Here is a 17,115-nt window from a genome sequence, read left to right as displayed (position 1 = left end):
TGTCCGTTTCACACCTTGTCCCATCGGGTTCTCCATTTATTGGGGGGAAAGGTGTAAACCATATTCAGGACGGGACATATCCATAAAAAGAGGGCCGCAATCGCGGCCCTCTGTCTTATTTGCCTGGCGGATTAACCGGCCTTGACGCTGCGGCGACGCTGCAGCCAGACGATCACCCCGAACAGCAGGAAGCCCGGGATCCACATCCACTCCTTGCGCCAGCGATCGGTGGGCGCCTTGACGGTGAGGATCTCCTGATCGAACTCCAGCCCCATGGTGGCGGCCGGGCTGCCAAAGGCGACGTTGTCGATCAGCGTTTTGCCATCTTGCTCATAGAGGCTCAGCCCCAGATTGGCCAGCCGCTCTTCGCCATTTGCCCCATCCGGTACGGCGACCAGCAGGGTGAACTTGCGTGGCTTGCCCACAGCATCTTCACCGAGGATCCGCAGCCGCAGGGTGCTCTCCGCCTCCACTTCACCCATGGTCTGGGCCAGCTGGGCAGGCGGGGTCTCGCGATAGGGGTCGTGCACCATGTCCATCCAGAAACCCGGGCGGAACAGGGTAAAGGCGACCAGCAACAGCAGCACGCTCTCGTACCAGCGGCTCTTCACCAGGAACCAGCCCTGGGTGGCGGCGGCGAAGATCAGCATGGCGATGGTCGCCACGATGAAGATCAGCACCCCGTGGGCGAAGTCCACGTCGATCAGCAGCAGATCGGTGTTGAAGATAAACAGGAACGGCAGCGCCGCGGTACGCAGGCTGTAGTAAAACGCCGTGATCCCGGTCTTGATGGGATCGCCCTTGGAGACAGCGGCAGCCGCGAAGGAAGCCAGCCCCACCGGCGGCGTCACATCCGCCATGATGCCGAAGTAGAAGACGAACAGGTGCACCGCGATCAGCGGCACGATCAGCCCGTTTTGCTGCCCCAGCGTCACCACCACTGGTGCCAGCAGGCTGGAGACCACTATGTAGTTGGCAGTGGTCGGCAGCCCCATGCCAAGGATCAGGCTCAGCAGAGCGGTTAGCAGCAGCATCAGCAGCAGGTTGCCCATGGAGAGGAACTCCACCAGATCCGCCAGCACCAGACCGACCCCGGTCTGGGAGACCGCACCCACGATAATCCCCGCGGTGGCGGTGGCAATGCCGATACCGATCATGTTGCGGGCACCGGCGACCAGCCCTTCCCGCAGATCCACCACGCCGTCAGCGACGGTGCCGTAGTCGTGCTTGCCGTCCTTGCGCAGCCAGTTGAGCAGCGGGCGCTGGGTCAGCAGGATGATCACCAGCATCACGGTCCCCCAGAAGGCCGACAGCCCCGGCGAGAGGCGTTCCACCATCAGGCACCACACCAGTACCACCACCGGCAGCAGGAAGTGCAGGCCGGAGAGCAGCACGGCGCGGGTGTTGGGCAATTCGGTGAGCGGCTTGTCGGGATCTTCGGCAGGCAGCGGTTCATTGCTGGCGGCGATCTTCAACAGGGCCACATAGGTGGCAGCCAGCAGTACCGAGATCCCCGGCAGGGCGTAGTCACCCAGTGCAGGTTTGAGCCAGCCGAGGCCATAGTAGACCGCCAGTGACAGGCCGCTGATGAGGGCCGCGCCAAAGGCAAAACCGGTCAGGCGACGCAGCCAGGGTTTGGGTTGATGGTTGCCGATGGGCTGCATGCCCAGTTTCAGCGCCTCCAGATGGACGATGTAGAGCAGCGCTATGTAGGAGATGGTGGCAGGCAGGAAGGCGTGCTTGATGATCTCCACATAGGGGATGCCCACGTATTCGACCATCAGGAAAGCCGCAGCCCCCATCACAGGTGGCATGATCTGGCCGTTGACCGAGGAGGCCACTTCCACCGCCCCCGCTTTCTCTGAACTGAAGCCCACCTTCTTCATCATCGGGATGGTGAAGGTGCCGGTGGTCACCACGTTGGCAATCGACGAGCCGGAAATCAGACCGGTCAGGCCGGAGGCGACCACTGCTGCCTTGGCCGGGCCGCCGCGCAGGTGACCGAGCAGGCTGAAGGCGAGCTGGATAAAGTAGTGACCGGCACCGGCACGCTCCAGCAGGGCGCCAAACAGCACGAACAGGAACACGAAGCTGGTGGAGACGCCAAGGGCAATGCCGAACACCCCTTCGGTGGTGATCCACTGGTGGTTGGCCAGCGCGGTAAAGCCTACCCCGCGATGTGCCAGCAGTCCCGGCATCCAGGGGCCCGCCAGGCTGTAGATCAGAAAGACGATGGCGATGACCGCGAGTGCCGGCCCCAGGGCGCGGCGCGCCGCTTCCAGCAGCAGCGGAATGCCGATGCAGGCGGTCACCAGATCGGCGGTGGTGAGGGTGCCGGGACGCAGTGCCAGCGCTTCATACATCACGAACAGGTAAGACGCGGCGCCAGCAGCGATCAGACCGAGGGCGATATCGCCGAGGGGAACCCGATCCCGCGGCGAGGAGCGAAATGCCGGGAACACCAGAAAAGCGAGCAACAGGGCAAAGGTGAGGTGAATGGAGCGGGTTTCGGTGTCATTGAGTACGCCAAACCCCACCATGAAGGGGAGTGGCGAGGCGATCCAGAGCTGGAACAGCGACCAGGCCAGCGCCAGTGCGGTGATGAGCCAGCCCATGATGCCAAGCGGCAGGCGAGCGCCCACATCCTGGGCGATCAGTTCCTCGGTAGAGAGTTGTTTATCTTGCATAGGGTTAACTTGTGCCAACGAGTACAACAAGAGCGACACCCGCCCCCGCAATCAGGCGGCAGACGGGTGTCGAAGAGAGTGACAAAGGCCCCGGGGCCTTCAATCAGAGCCAGCCGCGCTCTTTGTAGTAGCGGGCAGCCCCTTCATGCAGCGGTGCAGAGAGACCCACCTTGATCATGTCGGCCTCTTTCAGGTCGGCAAAGGCAGGGTGCAGGCGCTTGAAGCGATCCAGGTTGTCGAACACCGACTTGACCAGCTGATAGACCACTTCCGGATCGGTTTTGGCGCTGGTGGAGAGCACCGCTTTGCCACCGATGGAGGGGGTCGGTTTATCGCTGCCCTTGTAGATGCCGCCCGGGATCTCGGCCTTGCTGTAGTAGCTCTTCTCGGCCAGCAGCTTGTCGATGTCGGCGCCGGTCACAGGTACCAGTACTGCATCTGTGGTGGTGGAGGCTTCCTGAATGGCGCCGTTCGGGTGACCGACGAAGTAGCTCATGGCATCGATGTTGTTGTCACCGAGGGCGGAGGCCTGTTCGGCCGGTTTCAGCTCGGAGACCAGACCGAAGTCACCCTTTTTCCAGCCTTTGACCGCCATGATCTCTTCCATGGTGTCACGCTGGCCGGAGCCCGGGTTGCCGATGTTGACGCGCTTGCCCTTCAGATCGTCGAAGCTGGCGATCTTGGCATCGCGGCGAGCCAGGATGGTGAACACCTCGCTCTGCAGGGAGAAGACGGCGCGCATATCGTCCATGGCCCCTTCGGCCTGGAACGGTGGCAGCCCTTTCATCGCCTTGAACTGGTGGTCGGATTGCATGATGCCGAAGTTGAATTCACCGCTGCGGATGCCGTTGACGTTGGCAACACCGCCGCCACTGGCCGGGGCGTTGCACTTGATCTGGTGATCGGCGGCGCCGCGATTGAGGAAGCGGCAGATGGACTGGCCAGCGACATAGTAGACGCCGGTCTGACCGCCGGTGCCTATGGTCACGAAGCGCTCCTGCGCTTGTACCGGACCACCGAATGAGACACCGACCAGAGCCGCCGACAGGGCGCATGCCAAAGTTAATCCTTTCATTTTTTCTCCCTTTTCTTTGATTTTGTTTATCCGATCCCCGGATAAATTGATGGCAATCCCGTTCTGCGCCGGGCTTGCCTGCTCTTCTCGTTGCGCGAAAGCGGGGGAGTTGATTCCCCCCTTTCCGGCAGTCACCCTCATCCTGTGGTGAGGCTACCGACCTCCTGTCGGTCGAAGATAAATTGGCCCCTGAGGGGCCAAATAAAAAGTTGCAAGCACTCCGATTAAGCACATTCACCCAACATAAATCAAACGAAATGGCAAAATCACGGAGTTTAATCTTGAGAAACATGACCTTGATCATTCATTTTCTAGCCGAAGATTAATTTGATATGAAGGGAAATGGAAGAGGGAAAAACTAGGAGGGGATTCTTATGCGGCCCTTGTGTGACAAGGGCCGGGGTCATAATGGATCAGTTGGCCGGGGTGGCCAGATCCAGGATAAAGGCATACTCCAGCGCGATATCTTCGTAGGCTTTGAAGCGGCCCGACTTGCCACCGTGGCCGGCGTCCATGTCGGTGTTCAGTAACAACTTGTTATCATCCGTCTTCAGCTCGCGCAGCTTGGCGACCCACTTGGCGGGCTCCCAATACTGCACTTGAGAGTCGTGCAGTCCGGTGGTGACCAGCAGGTTGGGATAGGCTTGTGCCTTGACCTGATCGTAGGGGCTGTAGCTCTTCATGTAGTCGTAGTAGCGCTTCTGGTTCGGGTTACCCCACTCGTCATACTCCCCGGTGGTGAGGGGGATCGACTCGTCCAGCATGGTGGTGACCACATCGACGAACGGCACCTGCGCCACCACGCCGCGATAGAGTTCGGGCGCCTGATTGATGACTGCCCCCATCAGCAGGCCGCCGGCGCTGCCGCCCATGGCGTAGACCTGATCCCTGGCACCGTAGCCTTGCTCCACCAGCGCCTTGGTGACATCGATGAAGTCATTGAAGGTGTTCTGCTTTTTCAGCAACTTGCCATCTTCGTACCAGTGACGGCCCAGCTCTTCACCACCCCGGATATGGGCGATGGCGTAGACGAAGCCTCTGTCCAGCAGGCTCAGGCGCGAGCTGCTGAAGTCGGGATCCATGCTGGCGCCGTAGGATCCATAGCCATAGACCAGCAGCGGATTCTTGGGCGCATCAGCCTGCTCTTTCTTGAACTTGTCCTTGCGATAGACCAGCGACACCGGCACCGATACGCCGTCGCGGGCGGTCACCCAGAGCCGCTCGCTGGCGTACTGGTCGGCCTTGAAGCCGGCCACCGGTTGCTGCTTGAGCAGGATGCGCTTGCCGCTCGCCATGTCCAGCTCATAGGTGGAGGCGGGGGTGGTCATGGAGGAGTAGCCATAGCGCAGGGCGCTGGTATCCGGCTCCGGGTTGTAGGCGAGCCAGGTGACATAGGCGGGATCGTCGAAGGCGATCTCCTTCTCTTCACTGCTCTGCCAGTTGATCTGGCGCAGTCGGGTCAGCCCCTTGTTGCGCTCTTCCAGTACCAGCCAATCCTTGAACAGGGCGTAGCTCTCCAGCAGCACGTCCGGATTGGGGGCGATCACCGCCTTCCAGCGATCGACCGGGCTCTCTTTGGTCTCGTAGAGGCCGAAGTTCTTGCCGTCCTTGTTGGAGCGCACATAGAAGCGGCCGCGGTAGTGATCCAGGCTGTATTCGTGATCCACCTGACGGGGCAGGAACAGGCGGGGGGCGTGCTCCGGCTGGTTGGCATCGATCAGCCGTGCTTCGCCTGTGGTGGTGCTGGAGAGGGCGATGACGATGAAATCTTCCGAGGTGGTGGCGTAGAGGCTGATGTAGAAGGAGTCATCCTTCTCCTCGTAGACCAGCTTGTCCGTGGCCGGATCCGTCCCGAGCGTGTGGCGATAGACCTGATAGGGCAGCAGGGTCTGCGGGTGCTTGCGCACATAGAAGACGGTCTTGTTGTCGTTGGCCCACACCAGATTGCCGGAGGTATTTTCCAGTTTGTCGGTGGCCCACTGGCCGCTCTCCAGATCGAGGAACTGGATCTGGTACTGACGGCGGGAGAGGAAATCTTCCGCCACCGCCAGCCAGCGGTTGTTGCGGCTCACCTCAAGGGCGCCGAGGGCATAGAACTCGTGCCCTTCAGCCCGCAGGTTGCTGTCGAGCAGCAGGCTCGCCTGCTCTTCACCGAGCTTGGTGCGCGAGTAGATCCCGTACTCCTTGCCCGGCTCATAGCGGGTCTGGTAGCGGTAGCCATTTTTCACATAGGGCACCGACTCATCCTGCTGGGGGATGCGGGCAACCATCTCTTTGTAAAGCTGTTCGCGCAGGGGTTGGGTCGGCTTGAGCATGGCCTCGGTATAGGCGTTCTCGGCCTTGAGATAGTCCAACACCTCGGGCTTCTGCCGCTCGTCGTCACGCAGCCAGTAGTAGTTGTCGATGCGGGTATCCCCGTGTTTTTTCAGAGTGCGGGGATGTTTGGCGGCCACGGGCGGCTGGATTGGATGTTCGCTTGTCAGCATGGCGGGCTCTTCATTGGCATAAGTGGGGGGGAGAACTGTCAGAAAGGCTAGCAGCAGAACTCCTCGGGAAAAGGTAAACATGTCGCATCCTTGGCGCTGGAAAGGGTTGGTAGACCTGAGCATCGGCTCCATGAATTGGCGTTAAATCTGCCCCTTGTTGCCGGTGGTTGCAAGCAATCCCTTGTTATTGCAGGAAATGTAATCAAAAAAAGCCGCTATCTCGCGATAGCGGCCCTCTTTCTGGCCATGAGCGGCAAGAGTCCGCTCAGGTGTGCCTCACATGATATGGGAGTGCCCTCTCATGGCCAGTTTTCGTCAGCCGGGGTAGCTCGACCAGCGGTTGGTCGCGCCCTCGTTGCTGATGCTCAATACCTCATAGGGCTGGCCGGGAATATCCATGCCCGGCGCACTCTGGGGCATGCCCGGAATGGTCAGGCCACGGATCGCCGGTTTTTCCCTGAGCAGCTTCTGTACATCGGCGGCCGGTACATGCCCCTCGATCACATAGCCATTTACGATACCGGTATGGCAAGAAGCCAGTTCCGGCGCGATTCCGTATTGCTGCTTCACTGCGCCAAGCTGCTCGGTTTCGATGACCTCCAGTTCGAAGCCATTCTGCTCCATGTGCTCGTTCCAGCTTTGGCAGCAGCCACAATATTTGGATTTGTAGACGGTCATCTTCTCGGCCGCGAGGGCCGAAAAGCTGACGGTACCGGCCAGCATGGCCAGTAACAGGGGTTTGTACATCACTCACCTCAGATTGAAAGAAAAGATGCCCGATACGGGATGCGTTTCAGATCTGGGGGCGTGGGGGACGTTCGAGCCGCTCGCACGGAGCGTCCGGCATAAAGAGAGAGGGGGAGGCGAAGTCGGGGGTATCCGGTTCCAGCACGGCTACCGTCAGGCTGTCGCTGCCTACCAGCGTCATCGAGAGGGCGGTGGTAAAGCTGCCGCAGGGCATTGCTTTTTCCAGGGTTCGCTCGCTCTGGCTGCAGTGGGTGGTCAGGGTACAGAGGTCGGTTGCGGCCCGACTGCCAAACGACATCAACACCAGCACCAGACTCCACAAGGGGAGCCAGCGACGGGCGTGAGCGAGTTGGCGACGGGTGAGAACCATGGAATGACTCGAAAATAACAAGGGGCACATGGTAACCCTGTGCCCCGGGGGAGGGTCAAGCCCTCCCCATAGAGTCAGTCAGCCAGGATTAAGGTTGCTGACGGGTCGCCGCCAGCACGATCTCGCGCACGCAGACGTTGGCAGGCTGGTTCCAGGCGTAGAGCACGGCATCGGCGATCACTTCCGGTGCAATGACGCCGCCCATCTGATCTTTCCAGTCGTGGTAACCGGCCTTGATGCTCTCGTCAGTGGTGTGGCTGAGCAGCTCGGTTTCGACCGCACCCGGGGCGATGGTCACCATCCGCACGCCGACATCGGCCACCTCTTCCCGGATGTTCTCGGTCAGGGCGTGCACGGCGAACTTGGTGGCGCAGTAGGCAGCATGGTTCGGGAAGGTCTTGCGACCGGCGATGGAGCTGATGTTGATGATGGTGCCGCTGCGGCGCTCCTTCATGCCTGCCAGCACTGCGTGGACGCCGTTCAGCACCCCCATCACGTTGATGTTGAGCATCTGCTGCCATTCGGCGGGATCCTGCACATCTGCCTGACCCAGCAGCATGACGCCGGCGTTGTTGACCATGCAGCCGACCGGGCCAAATTTGGCTTCTGCCTGCTGGACTGCGGCCTTCATGGCGGCGGTGTCGGTCACATCGACCCCGATGCAGAGGGTATCGGGCAGGTTCAGCGCCTGCATCGGCTCGACCCGGCGGGCCAGCAGCAGCAGCGGATGACCGGCGGCAGAGAAGGCACGGGCGATGGCGGCACCGATCCCGGCGGAGGCGCCGGTGATCACGACGAGAGATTTGGACATGGGTCTTTCCTTCTGATTAAAGAGTCGGTTTGAGCAAACAGGTGGCTGGCCAGCACGGAACCCAATCACTATAGTCACTGTATCTATAAGTGATAAATATTGTTTTCCGCTGGTTATCATCTGAAAAAACTATGGTTGGTTTATGCTGGACTTGAGATTGCTGCGTTTCTTCATCGCCATCTATGAAGAGAAGAACATCACGGCGGCGGCCGAGCGCTGCCACGTCAGCCAGCCCTCCCTCTCGGCGGGACTGCGCCAGCTGGAAGAGGCGCTCGGTGACAGCCTGTTTGTCCGGGGCAAGAAGGGGGTGGTGGCGAAAGATCCGGCCCACTATCTCTATCCTCACGCGGTCAAGCTGGTGGAGGAGGCGCGCCGTCTGCCGGAGCTGTTTCGCCAGAAAGCGACGCGTGCGAGGCTCAATATCGCCATCATGCCGGACTTGAGTCGCCGCCGGGTGGCCGGGCTGCTGCAGCAAGTACAGCGCGTGCTGCCGCAGCTGGATCTCACCCTCTCCGACTACGCTACGCCCGCCGATTGCCGCTTGACGCTGGATGTCCTGCGCCGGGAGGACGAGATCTTTCTGCCGCTGTGGGAGGAGGATTACGTGCTCTGCGTGCCGGTCGATCATCCCCTGGCCAGTCGCGAAAGGATCGAGTTGGCCGAGCTGCAACATTATGATTTTATTGAGTGCCCGCCCTGCGAAGCCCATCAGCAGACTATCGGCCTGCTGGCCTGTGACCGCCTTACCCTCAATCTGGTGGCCAAGGCCGAGAGCAAGGGGCTGGTGATGGCGCTGGTGCTGGCGGGGGTCGGCATCAGTTTTCTGCCGGACGGGCTGGTGGAGGATGAGGCAGGGCTCTGTACCTTGCCGGTGAGCGGGCCGCGGATGTTTCGCCGGATCGGGCTCTGCTATCCCGCCCACCAGACCCTCAATCCGGCGCTGCGGGAGCTGATCCCCGAGTTGGCAGGCTATGGCGCTTCCTGATAAGGTCGCTCTCCTGTGCACCTTTACGATGCAGCTCCCCAGACTCCCCTTTTCTGTTTACCTCGCCTTGCACCGCAAGGCTTTGTTCGGGTGATGTGGTCATGAAACGCATTCTGGTTATTTTTTCCCATCCCGCGCTGCAGAGCTCGCGGGCCAACAAGCAGCTGTTGCAGGCGATTGAGGGGCTGGAGGGGGTCACGGTTCACGACCTCTATCAGCACTATCCCGACATGTTTATCGATGTGAAGCGGGAGCAGGCGCTGCTCTGTGAGCACGACATCATCGTCTTCCAGCACCCGTTTTACTGGTACTCCTGCCCGGCCATCATGAAAGAGTGGATGGATCTGGTGCTGGAGTATGGCTATGCCTACGGCCCTGAAGCCCACGCCCTCAAGGGCAAGCAGTGGCTGAGCGCCATCACCACCGGCGGGGCGCCGGAGTCCTACTGCAGCGAGGGTTACAACAGCCGACCGCTGCTCGATTTTCTGCTGCCATTTCAGCAGGCGGCCACCTTGTGCGGCATGAACTGGCTGCCCCCTTTCGTGCTCCACTCCTTTCACAAGATCAAGGATCCCGCCGCCCTGCGCCGCTGTGGGCAGGACTACCGCCAGCTGCTTTGCGCCCTGCGTGACGATCAGCTGACCCCGGAGCAACTGGCCGGGCGCCCTTATCTGCGCGACTTGCTGGAGGTGCTCTGATGAAACACGGGCAGCTTGCTGGCCGAGCTTATGAGCCGGATCTGATGTTCACACGGAGGGCTGACTGATGGGCCACGGGATCCTGTTTGATGCCTTTATCTACCTCTCCGCCGCCGTTATCGCGGTACCGCTGGCCAAACGCTGGGGGCTGGGCTCGGTGCTCGGCTACCTGCTGGCGGGGATCATCATAGGCCCCTTTCTGCTGGGGCTGGTGGGGGAACAGAAGGATGTGATGCACTTCGCCGAGTTTGGCGTGGTACTGATGCTGTTTCTGGTCGGTCTTGAATTGCGTCCTGCCCTCTTGTGGCAGCTGAAAGGGCCGATCCTCGGCACCGGTGGCCTGCAGGTGCTGCTCACCACGGCGGCGTTGACCGGCGTGGCGCACCTGATCGGTCTGCCGCTGCAACAGGGACTGGCCATCGGCCTCATTCTGGCACTCTCCTCGACCGCCATCGTGTTGCAGAGCCTGCAGGAGCGCAAGCTGATGCAGAGCGAGAGCGGTCGCTCCGCCTTTGCGGTGCTGCTGTTTCAGGATATTGCGGTCATTCCGATCCTGGCGATCCTGCCGCTGCTGGCCATGGCGCCGGTCGCCAGCAATGGTGGCTCCGAGCTGGCGGGGTGGCAGCATGGTCTGCTGGTGGTCGCGGCCATCTCCGGCATAGTGCTGGGTGGCCACTATCTGATGCGGCCGGTATTTCGTGCCATCGCCCAGTCCCATATGCGGGAGATCTTCGTCGCCGCCGCCCTGCTGCTGGTGATCGCTATCGCTGTGCTGATGGAGTCGGTGGGGCTCTCGCCCGCTCTCGGCTCCTTCCTCGCCGGGGTGGTGCTGGCCGACAGCGAATATCGCCATGAGCTGGAGGCCGACATAGAGCCGTTCAAGGGCTTGCTGCTCGGCCTGTTCTTTATGTCGGTGGGGGCGGGGATCGACTTCGGGCTGTTTGCCGAGCACCCCTTCCTGATACCCACTCTCGTCGTTGGCCTGATGGTGCTCAAATGGCTGGTGCTGATGGCGCTCGGCTTCATTATCCGCATCTCGCCGAGCCAGCGCTGGACCTTCGCGCTGGCGTTGGCGCAGGGGGGCGAGTTTGCCTTCGTGCTCTTTTCGTTTGCCGCGCAAAACAGGGTGCTGCCCGGTGAGACCATCTCGCTGCTGACGCTGGTGGTAGCGCTCTCGATGGCGCTCACCCCACTGCTGCTGATCCTCAATGATCGGGTGATCCAGCCCTGGTTCGATTACCGTAACCAGAGCGATGCGCCGCAGCATGAGCAACCTGAGCTGGTGGAGCATCCGGTGATCATCGCGGGCTTCGGCCGCTTCGGTCAGATCGTGGGGCGTCTGCTGCACGGTCACGGCATCGGTACCACCATCCTCGAGCAGGATGCCAGCCAGATAGAGACCCTGCGCAAGTATGGCTATCAGGTCTTCTATGGCGATGCCAGCCGGATCGATCTGCTCCATGCCGCAGGGGCGCACAAGGCGAAGCTGCTGGTGCTCTCCATCAACGATCCGGCTACCTCGCTGGCGGTGATCGAGATGGTGCAGAAGCACTTCCCGCACCTGAAGATCCTGGCGCGAGCGCTGGATCGACCCCATGCCCACGAGATCCTGCGCCACGGGGTCGAGAGCGTTCACCGGGAAACCCTGGGCTCGGCGGTCGATCTGGGGGTGGAAGCCCTGACCCAGCTTGGGTTTAGGGCCAACCAGGCCTGGCGGGCGGGGCAGACCTTCAAGCAGCACGATAACTGGCTGTTGCGCGAGCAGGTCAACTATCTGGATGACGAACACACTTATATCAACAAGAGCCTGCAATACCGGGAGATCCTCTCCGATCTGTTGCAAGACGACGAGGAGGGGCAGGAGCGTATCCATGCCCACAACTGGAATAGCGGGCTACCCGACGACAAGGAAGCAAAATGATTGCCTATTACCCCATGTTCAAACACCTGCATATGACGCTGGCGCTGGTCAGTCTGCTGCTCTTTATCTATCGCTGGAGTCTGGCGCTGGCCGGCAGCGATCGGTTGCAGCAGAAGTGGCTGAAGATCCTGCCGCATATCAACGACACCTTCCTGCTGCTGTTTGGTGTGTTGCTGGCGGTGGCCTTGCAGTTGAGCCCAGGTCAACAACCCTGGCTGATGGCCAAGCTGATTGCACTGGTTCTCTATATCGGTCTGGGTGTCATGGCGCTCAAGCGGCCGGCCCGCGGTCAGAAGCTGGTGGCCGGTGTGGCGGCACTGGCGGTATTTGGGTACATGGTCGGTGCGGCCATCACCAAGTCAGCCTGGTCGTGGCTGATGTGATTTGGCTGGGAGGGAGGATTGCCTCCCTCCGGCTATCTCAAAAGAAAAGATTCAGAAAAATCCTAAGCCCCTCTATGTTAGCCTGCCTCTCCATTTAGTTTTCTTCGATGCGCTTAGCTTGTCTGAAAACGTCAAGTTAGCCGTTTTTATTCATATTTTTTCTTAAAAATCAAATGCATGTGTAGTTTTGTATGAAAATTGCGACAGTTGTCGCTACAAAACTTGCGACATAGACTGTCGCAAGTTGCGACTAGCATACAGTCAACGCTAAACCAGTGAAGGCATGCACCATGAGTAAGAAGCTGTTACGACAACTGACCTTGGCGCGTTGCATCCCGCACCGCCCTTACAAGCTGACCGCCAGCCAACTTCAGGTAAAACTGGAAGAGGAAGGCATCCATGTCAGTCTGCGTACCGTGCAACGGGACCTGGAGGAGATGTCCGGCATGGGACTGTTCGACCTCACCTCGGACGAGCGCAGCAAACCCCATGGCTGGTGCTTCGAGCGCCACGGCCTCAACGACTTTGCCAATATCATGCCGCTCTCGCTGGCGGTGGCCCTGAAAACCTGGAGTGATCAGGCGAGCCAACTGTTGCCGGCGAGTGTACTGACTGAATTGAATCCGCTGGTCGACAAGGCGAGCCAGGTGATCCGCGACAGCCAGAGTGAACTGGCCGAACGCTGGCTGGAGAGTGTCCACCAGTCACCGCGCCCGTTTGCCGGCAACCCGGAGATCCGTCGCAGCACCCTGATCCGCGATGCGCTCTGGCGTGGTCGCAAGTTCAGTGCCGAGATCCAGCGTGTGATCAAAGAGCGCACCGTGTGGCTCTGCTACGACCGTATCAACCCGCTCGGCATTCTCAATCAGCCGGACGGGCCGATCCTGCTCTGCACACTATCCGAGCTGGATCCCAAGGTTTACGGCATCCCGTTTGACCATATCAAGAACGTGGAGCTGACCAACTTCAGCGCCACCCAGCCGAAGGATTTCAATATCCAGAAGCTGATCCGCGATCAGGGCTATCAGGATGTGAGCGGCCCGATCCGCTTCGTCGGCCGGATCGATGCCAACAGCCAGTCGCTGGTGGATAACCAGATCCCCGGCAACAATCCACGCATGACCCGCTATGACAAGCGCAGCGTGGTGGTGGAGACCGAAGTGCAGGACACCCCGGAGTTTCGCAGCTGGTTGAACAACATCGGCGGTGAACTGGAGGTGCTGGCACCGGAATCGTTGCGCAAGGCCTATCTCAATCCGGCCAACCGCTTGAGCTGATTAAAAAATTGGAATGTTGAATAGTCGAGCCTGGTCTCGGCTCTTTTTTTGCGGTTTTTTTAAGCATATTTATTCAACTAATTTTTAAGTCTTAACGTCAGGATTGAACCGTTTTCCTGCCCCGTTTTTGGGGGGCGAAACCCGTGTAAGAGATCTGCCATAGCGACTGTAAGAGGCTGGCGCTTTGAGCCGTACGCGAAGCCATGCCAGAATGATCGAACTTTCCCGTGAAACTAAATAAATAACTGATATTAAAGGGTTAGTTTTTAAGTTTGTTTTTTGGGATGAGAGCCGCATCGGATCTTTATCATCGGATGGCCCTTGTTCGGGGGGCGCATTTCCTTAGTATGGGTTTCACAAGGACGGAGCTGGTCCGGCAGGATGCAGGGCAGCGCATAAAGATGGAATAGTCCGCAGGATGTGGACAAGGGACACCTCAGGATGAGCTCGATAATCAGGATGATTATCGTCACGGATGAATAAAGGAACACCGCGGGATGCGGCAGGACACTCTCGGGATGGGAGTAGAACGAACGGAACCTCGTTCTTCAGGATGAACAGGACCTCGCCGGATGCGAGAGGAATACTTCAGGATGAAGTGAGATAACCCGGATGGTTATCTGTCAGGAAGACGCAAGGAACCCCACAGGACGTGGTAATGGACACCTCCAGGATGGAGACAGGGAAGCAGTTCAGGATGAATTGCCAGGCCAGGAACGCCGCAGGACACGCCAACGGATTGGAAAGGGGATATTCCAAAGGATTAGGATAACGTCAGGGATTGCAGGGAGCATTGCAGTTCTACGGACAGGACGACACGACTCTAGGGGACGGCTACCGCCGTCCCCTTTTCTTTTATGATTTGTCCGAGAGATTGCCGCGCTGGGCGGCGTTGACGATCTCTTGCAGGCGCTGACGAATGTCGACCATGCCAAACACACCAAAGATCAGCACAGTGACAAATTCGGCCTTGGTGACAGCGAAGTAGCGTTTGCAAGCCGCCTTGATCATGCTGGCCTGCAGCCAGTGCAGCAGGGCGACGATCACGCCGCAGACCGGCAGAAAGCCGTTGAGTTTGCCGGGCAGCGGGGCAATCAGGCTCACCAGCACGCCAAACCAGAAGAACAATATCAGCCCCATCGCCAACAGATTAAAGACTCGCTTCATTGTTTACCTCTCTTAGATAGAGTTGATAGCAGACCTGACCGGCCTGTTTGTCCTTGAGTAGTTGCCAGCTGGCGGGCAGCGCTAGATCGGCCATCTCTTTTTCCCGCTCCAGATAGATGAGGGCGTCCGGTGCCAGCCAGCCGCGCTGCTCCAGCAGTTCGCACACTTGCGGCAGCAGCTCGCGGCGAAACGGTGGATCGAGGAAGACCAGATCGAAGGGAGTGGCGGGGCCTTGCAGCCAGCTCACTGCATCTGACTGGATCACCTGACCCTGACTGCTGCCGAGGGCGGCCAGGTTCTTCTTGATCTGGTCGGCGGCCCCTTTGTCCATCTCGATCAGGGTCACCTGCTCGGCATAGCGCGACAGCGCCTCCAGTCCGAGTCCGCCGCTGCCGGCAAACAGATCCAGGCAGCGGGTGCCGCGAATATGGGGGGCCAGCCAGTTGAAGATGGTTTCCTTGACGCGATCCGTGGTGGGTCTGAGCCCCTCCACATCCTTGACCGGCAATTTGCGGCCTCGCCACTGGCCGCTGATGATTCTTACAAAGCCCGATTTTCCTTGCGGGGCGGGACTCTTGCTCGGGTTGCTACGGCTGGATTTCACTCTGGGCATCGCGTTTCATCGTCAGAAAATAAAGTGGTAGTATAAGGCGGTTCATTTTTATGCCGACCCGCCAAGGGACGGCTATCTTAGCAGTCAGCCTTTGATGTGAGTATTTTTAGATGGCAAAAGGTTTGTTTTCCTGGCTGGGTTTCGGCCGCAAGAAAGAAGAGGCTGAGGCTGTCCAACCACAGACACCCCAAGCCACCCCCGTTACCGTTGAGCCCGAGGTCACTGCTACCCCCGCTCCCGTTTCCGATACCACTGTTTCCGATAGTACGCCGGCCGTTGCCCCCGAAGTGCCTGCCAGCGCACAGAATTCCGTTTTGCAAGATGATTGCTGCCTGCCGACCGAGCTGGACGATCACGGCCCGCTGGTGGTGGAGGAGTGCGCCTCCGATCTGGAGCCGGTGATCGTCAACGAAGCGCTGATCGCCGAAGAGGAGCGTGCCGCTGAAGCCGCTCGCACTGCCGCTGAGGTCAAGGCAGCCGAAGAGGCTCGTATCGTTGCCGAAGCCCGCGCTGCGGAAGAGGCTCGCATTGCTGCCGAAGCCCGTGCCGCGGAAGATGCTCGCATTGCCGCCGAAGCCCGCGCTGCGGAAGAGGCTCGTATTGCTGACGAAGCCCGCGCTGCGGAAGAGGCTCGTATCGCTGCCGAAGTCCGCGCCGCGGAAGAGGCTCGCATCGCTGCCGAAGCCCGTGCTGCGGAAGAAGCTCGCATTGCTGCTGAAGCTCGCGCTGCGGAGGAGGCTCGTATTGCCGCTGAAGCTCAGGCTGCTGAAGAAGCCCGTATCGCCAAAGAGGCCCAACGCGCGGAAGATCTGCGCCTGGTCGCCGCGATGGAGGCTGAGGCCGCCGCACTGGCTGCTCTGCCGCTGGCCGCCAAGGTAGACGACGACACCCAGGACAAACCGCAGCGGGAGGGCTTCTTTGCTCGCCTCAAGCGCAGTCTGGTGCGCACCAAGGAGAATATCGGCTCCGGTTTCTTCGGCCTTTTCCGTGGCAAGAAGATCGACGATGAGCTGTTTGAAGAGCTGGAAACCCAGCTGCTGACCGCCGATCTCGGTGTGGATACCACCACTCGTATCATCGAGGGGCTGGTGCAGCACGCGGATCGCAAGCAGCTCAAGGATGCCGAGGCGCTCTACGGTTTGCTCAAACAGGATATGGGCGAGATGCTGGCCAAGGTCGAGCAGCCGCTGATGATCGACACCAGCAAGAAGCCTTACGTGATCCTGATGGTCGGCGTGAATGGCGTCGGCAAGACTACCACCATCGGCAAGCTGGCCAAGCAGTTCCAGGCTGAAGGCAAGAGCGTGATGCTGGCAGCGGGTGACACCTTCCGTGCCGCTGCGGTCGAGCAGCTGCAGGTATGGGGCCAGCGCAACAACATTCCAGTGATTGCCCAGCATACCGGTGCCGACTCCGCCTCCGTTATTTATGACGCCATCGAGGCCGCCCGCTCCCGCGGGGCTGACGTGCTGATCGCCGACACAGCCGGTCGCCTGCAGAACAAGAGCAACCTGATGGAAGAGCTCAAGAAGGTAGTACGGGTGATGAAGAAGCTGGATGAAGAGGCCCCCCACGAGATCATGCTGACGCTGGATGCCGGCACCGGCCAGAACGCCCTGAGCCAGGCCAAGCTGTTCAGCGAGGCGGTTGGCCTGACCGGCATCACCCTCACCAAGCTGGATGGCACCGCCAAGGGCGGCGTCATCTTCGCGGTGGCCGACAAGTTCCAGATCCCGATCCGCTATATCGGGGTGGGCGAGGGGATCGACGATCTGCGTCCCTTCGTTGCCAACGATTTCATCGAGGCGCTCTTCAGCCGCGATGAGTCAGCTCAGCCGTGATGATTAAGTGTTCCATACCCCGACTTCGGTCGGGGTTTGTCAATGTCAGGGAAC

General features: G+C 60.0%; 14 protein-coding genes. 6 read left to right on the top strand and 8 right to left on the bottom strand.

Going from position 1 to position 17,115, the window contains the following annotated elements; all coding sequences use genetic code 11:
• Positions 1-131 precede the first annotated feature (131 nt).
• The 6 genes from G5182_RS10930 to G5182_RS10905 form a co-directional block, all read right to left on the bottom strand.
• Positions 132-2,687, bottom strand: coding sequence for a TRAP transporter permease (locus tag G5182_RS10930; RefSeq protein WP_227341536.1), 2,556 nt, complete (start codon positions 2,685-2,687; stop codon positions 132-134).
• Between the two features lie 103 nt (positions 2,688-2,790).
• Positions 2,791-3,762 (bottom strand): TAXI family TRAP transporter solute-binding subunit, encoded by a 972-nt coding sequence (locus tag G5182_RS10925; RefSeq protein ID WP_005339950.1) that lies wholly within the window; start codon positions 3,760-3,762, stop codon positions 2,791-2,793.
• Positions 3,763-4,175: 413 nt separating this feature from the next.
• Complete coding sequence (locus G5182_RS10920; protein WP_227341535.1) at positions 4,176-6,329, bottom strand: S9 family peptidase; 2,154 nt, start codon at positions 6,327-6,329, stop codon at positions 4,176-4,178.
• Positions 6,330-6,563: 234 nt separating this feature from the next.
• Positions 6,564-6,995, bottom strand: coding sequence for a DUF411 domain-containing protein (locus G5182_RS10915; protein ID WP_227341534.1), 432 nt, complete (start codon positions 6,993-6,995; stop codon positions 6,564-6,566).
• A 46-nt stretch (positions 6,996-7,041) separates the two neighbouring features.
• On the bottom strand, positions 7,042-7,365 hold the full coding sequence (locus G5182_RS10910) for a hypothetical protein (RefSeq protein WP_021231559.1): 324 nt from the start codon (positions 7,363-7,365) through the stop codon (positions 7,042-7,044).
• Positions 7,366-7,453: 88 nt separating this feature from the next.
• A complete protein-coding gene (locus tag G5182_RS10905; protein WP_005348556.1) occupies positions 7,454-8,176 on the bottom strand; it encodes an SDR family oxidoreductase in 723 nt (240 codons plus the stop codon).
• A 142-nt stretch (positions 8,177-8,318) separates the two neighbouring features.
• On the opposite strand from G5182_RS10905, the gene G5182_RS10900 reads away from it, so the two are divergent.
• The 5 genes from G5182_RS10900 to G5182_RS10880 all read left to right on the top strand — a co-directional run bounded on the left by G5182_RS10900 (position 8,319) and on the right by G5182_RS10880 (position 13,440).
• Entirely contained in the window at positions 8,319-9,161 is an 843-nt protein-coding gene (locus tag G5182_RS10900) for a LysR family transcriptional regulator (RefSeq protein ID WP_199416573.1), read from the top strand.
• Between the two features lie 101 nt (positions 9,162-9,262).
• Positions 9,263-9,859 carry an NAD(P)H-dependent oxidoreductase gene (locus G5182_RS10895; protein ID WP_005339958.1) on the top strand — a complete coding sequence of 199 codons (597 nt, stop codon included), beginning with the start codon at positions 9,263-9,265 and terminating at the stop codon, positions 9,857-9,859.
• A gap of 67 nt (positions 9,860-9,926) precedes the next feature.
• Positions 9,927-11,780 (top strand): monovalent cation:proton antiporter-2 (CPA2) family protein, encoded by a 1,854-nt coding sequence (locus tag G5182_RS10890; protein WP_139732146.1) that lies wholly within the window; start codon positions 9,927-9,929, stop codon positions 11,778-11,780.
• Positions 11,777-12,163: a SirB2 family protein gene (locus G5182_RS10885; RefSeq protein ID WP_042081419.1), complete on the top strand. Its 387-nt coding sequence runs from the start codon at positions 11,777-11,779 to the stop codon at positions 12,161-12,163. Before G5182_RS10890 ends, G5182_RS10885 begins: the two co-directional genes overlap by 4 nt.
• A gap of 290 nt (positions 12,164-12,453) precedes the next feature.
• On the top strand, positions 12,454-13,440 hold the full coding sequence (locus G5182_RS10880) for a helix-turn-helix transcriptional regulator (protein WP_005339987.1): 987 nt from the start codon (positions 12,454-12,456) through the stop codon (positions 13,438-13,440).
• 855 nt (positions 13,441-14,295) lie between these two features.
• On the opposite strand, the gene G5182_RS10875 is transcribed toward G5182_RS10880, so the two are convergent.
• Complete coding sequence (locus tag G5182_RS10875) at positions 14,296-14,607, bottom strand: DUF1145 domain-containing protein (RefSeq protein ID WP_227341533.1); 312 nt, start codon at positions 14,605-14,607, stop codon at positions 14,296-14,298.
• Positions 14,591-15,220, bottom strand: coding sequence for a 16S rRNA (guanine(966)-N(2))-methyltransferase RsmD (gene rsmD / locus G5182_RS10870; RefSeq protein ID WP_075112753.1), 630 nt, complete (start codon positions 15,218-15,220; stop codon positions 14,591-14,593). Before rsmD ends, G5182_RS10875 begins: the two co-directional genes overlap by 17 nt.
• Before the next feature lie 110 nt (positions 15,221-15,330).
• Here rsmD and ftsY point away from each other — a divergent pair, with 110 nt between their 5' ends.
• Positions 15,331-17,061: a signal recognition particle-docking protein FtsY gene (gene ftsY, locus G5182_RS10865; RefSeq protein ID WP_227341532.1), complete on the top strand. Its 1,731-nt coding sequence runs from the start codon at positions 15,331-15,333 to the stop codon at positions 17,059-17,061.
• Positions 17,062-17,115: the final 54 nt, after the last annotated feature.

Source organism: Aeromonas sp. 600948, assembly GCF_049174875.1.
In the GTDB taxonomy this organism is placed as follows: Bacteria; Pseudomonadota; Gammaproteobacteria; order Enterobacterales; family Aeromonadaceae; genus Aeromonas; species Aeromonas veronii_A.
The sequence above is the reverse complement of the archived record's forward strand: the minus strand, read 5'-3'. Positions and strand labels throughout refer to the sequence as shown.

Excerpts from the sequence above, each read along its gene's own strand:
- G5182_RS10930 (WP_227341536.1), bottom strand. The coding sequence starts at position 2,687 with ATGCAAGATAAACAACTCTCTACCGAGGAACTGATCGCCCAGGATGTG.
- G5182_RS10925 (WP_005339950.1), bottom strand. The coding sequence starts at position 3,762 with ATGAAAGGATTAACTTTGGCATGCGCCCTGTCGGCGGCTCTGGTCGGT.
- G5182_RS10920 (WP_227341535.1), bottom strand. The coding sequence starts at position 6,329 with ATGTTTACCTTTTCCCGAGGAGTTCTGCTGCTAGCCTTTCTGACAGTT.
- G5182_RS10915 (WP_227341534.1), bottom strand. The coding sequence starts at position 6,995 with ATGTACAAACCCCTGTTACTGGCCATGCTGGCCGGTACCGTCAGCTTT.
- G5182_RS10910 (WP_021231559.1), bottom strand. The coding sequence starts at position 7,365 with ATGGTTCTCACCCGTCGCCAACTCGCTCACGCCCGTCGCTGGCTCCCC.
- G5182_RS10905 (WP_005348556.1), bottom strand. The coding sequence starts at position 8,176 with ATGTCCAAATCTCTCGTCGTGATCACCGGCGCCTCCGCCGGGATCGGT.
- G5182_RS10900 (WP_199416573.1), top strand. The coding sequence starts at position 8,319 with ATGCTGGACTTGAGATTGCTGCGTTTCTTCATCGCCATCTATGAAGAG.
- G5182_RS10895 (WP_005339958.1), top strand. The coding sequence starts at position 9,263 with ATGAAACGCATTCTGGTTATTTTTTCCCATCCCGCGCTGCAGAGCTCG.
- G5182_RS10890 (WP_139732146.1), top strand. The coding sequence starts at position 9,927 with ATGGGCCACGGGATCCTGTTTGATGCCTTTATCTACCTCTCCGCCGCC.
- G5182_RS10885 (WP_042081419.1), top strand. The coding sequence starts at position 11,777 with ATGATTGCCTATTACCCCATGTTCAAACACCTGCATATGACGCTGGCG.
- G5182_RS10880 (WP_005339987.1), top strand. The coding sequence starts at position 12,454 with ATGAGTAAGAAGCTGTTACGACAACTGACCTTGGCGCGTTGCATCCCG.
- G5182_RS10875 (WP_227341533.1), bottom strand. The coding sequence starts at position 14,607 with ATGAAGCGAGTCTTTAATCTGTTGGCGATGGGGCTGATATTGTTCTTC.
- rsmD (WP_075112753.1), bottom strand. The coding sequence starts at position 15,220 with ATGCCCAGAGTGAAATCCAGCCGTAGCAACCCGAGCAAGAGTCCCGCC.
- ftsY (WP_227341532.1), top strand. The coding sequence starts at position 15,331 with ATGGCAAAAGGTTTGTTTTCCTGGCTGGGTTTCGGCCGCAAGAAAGAA.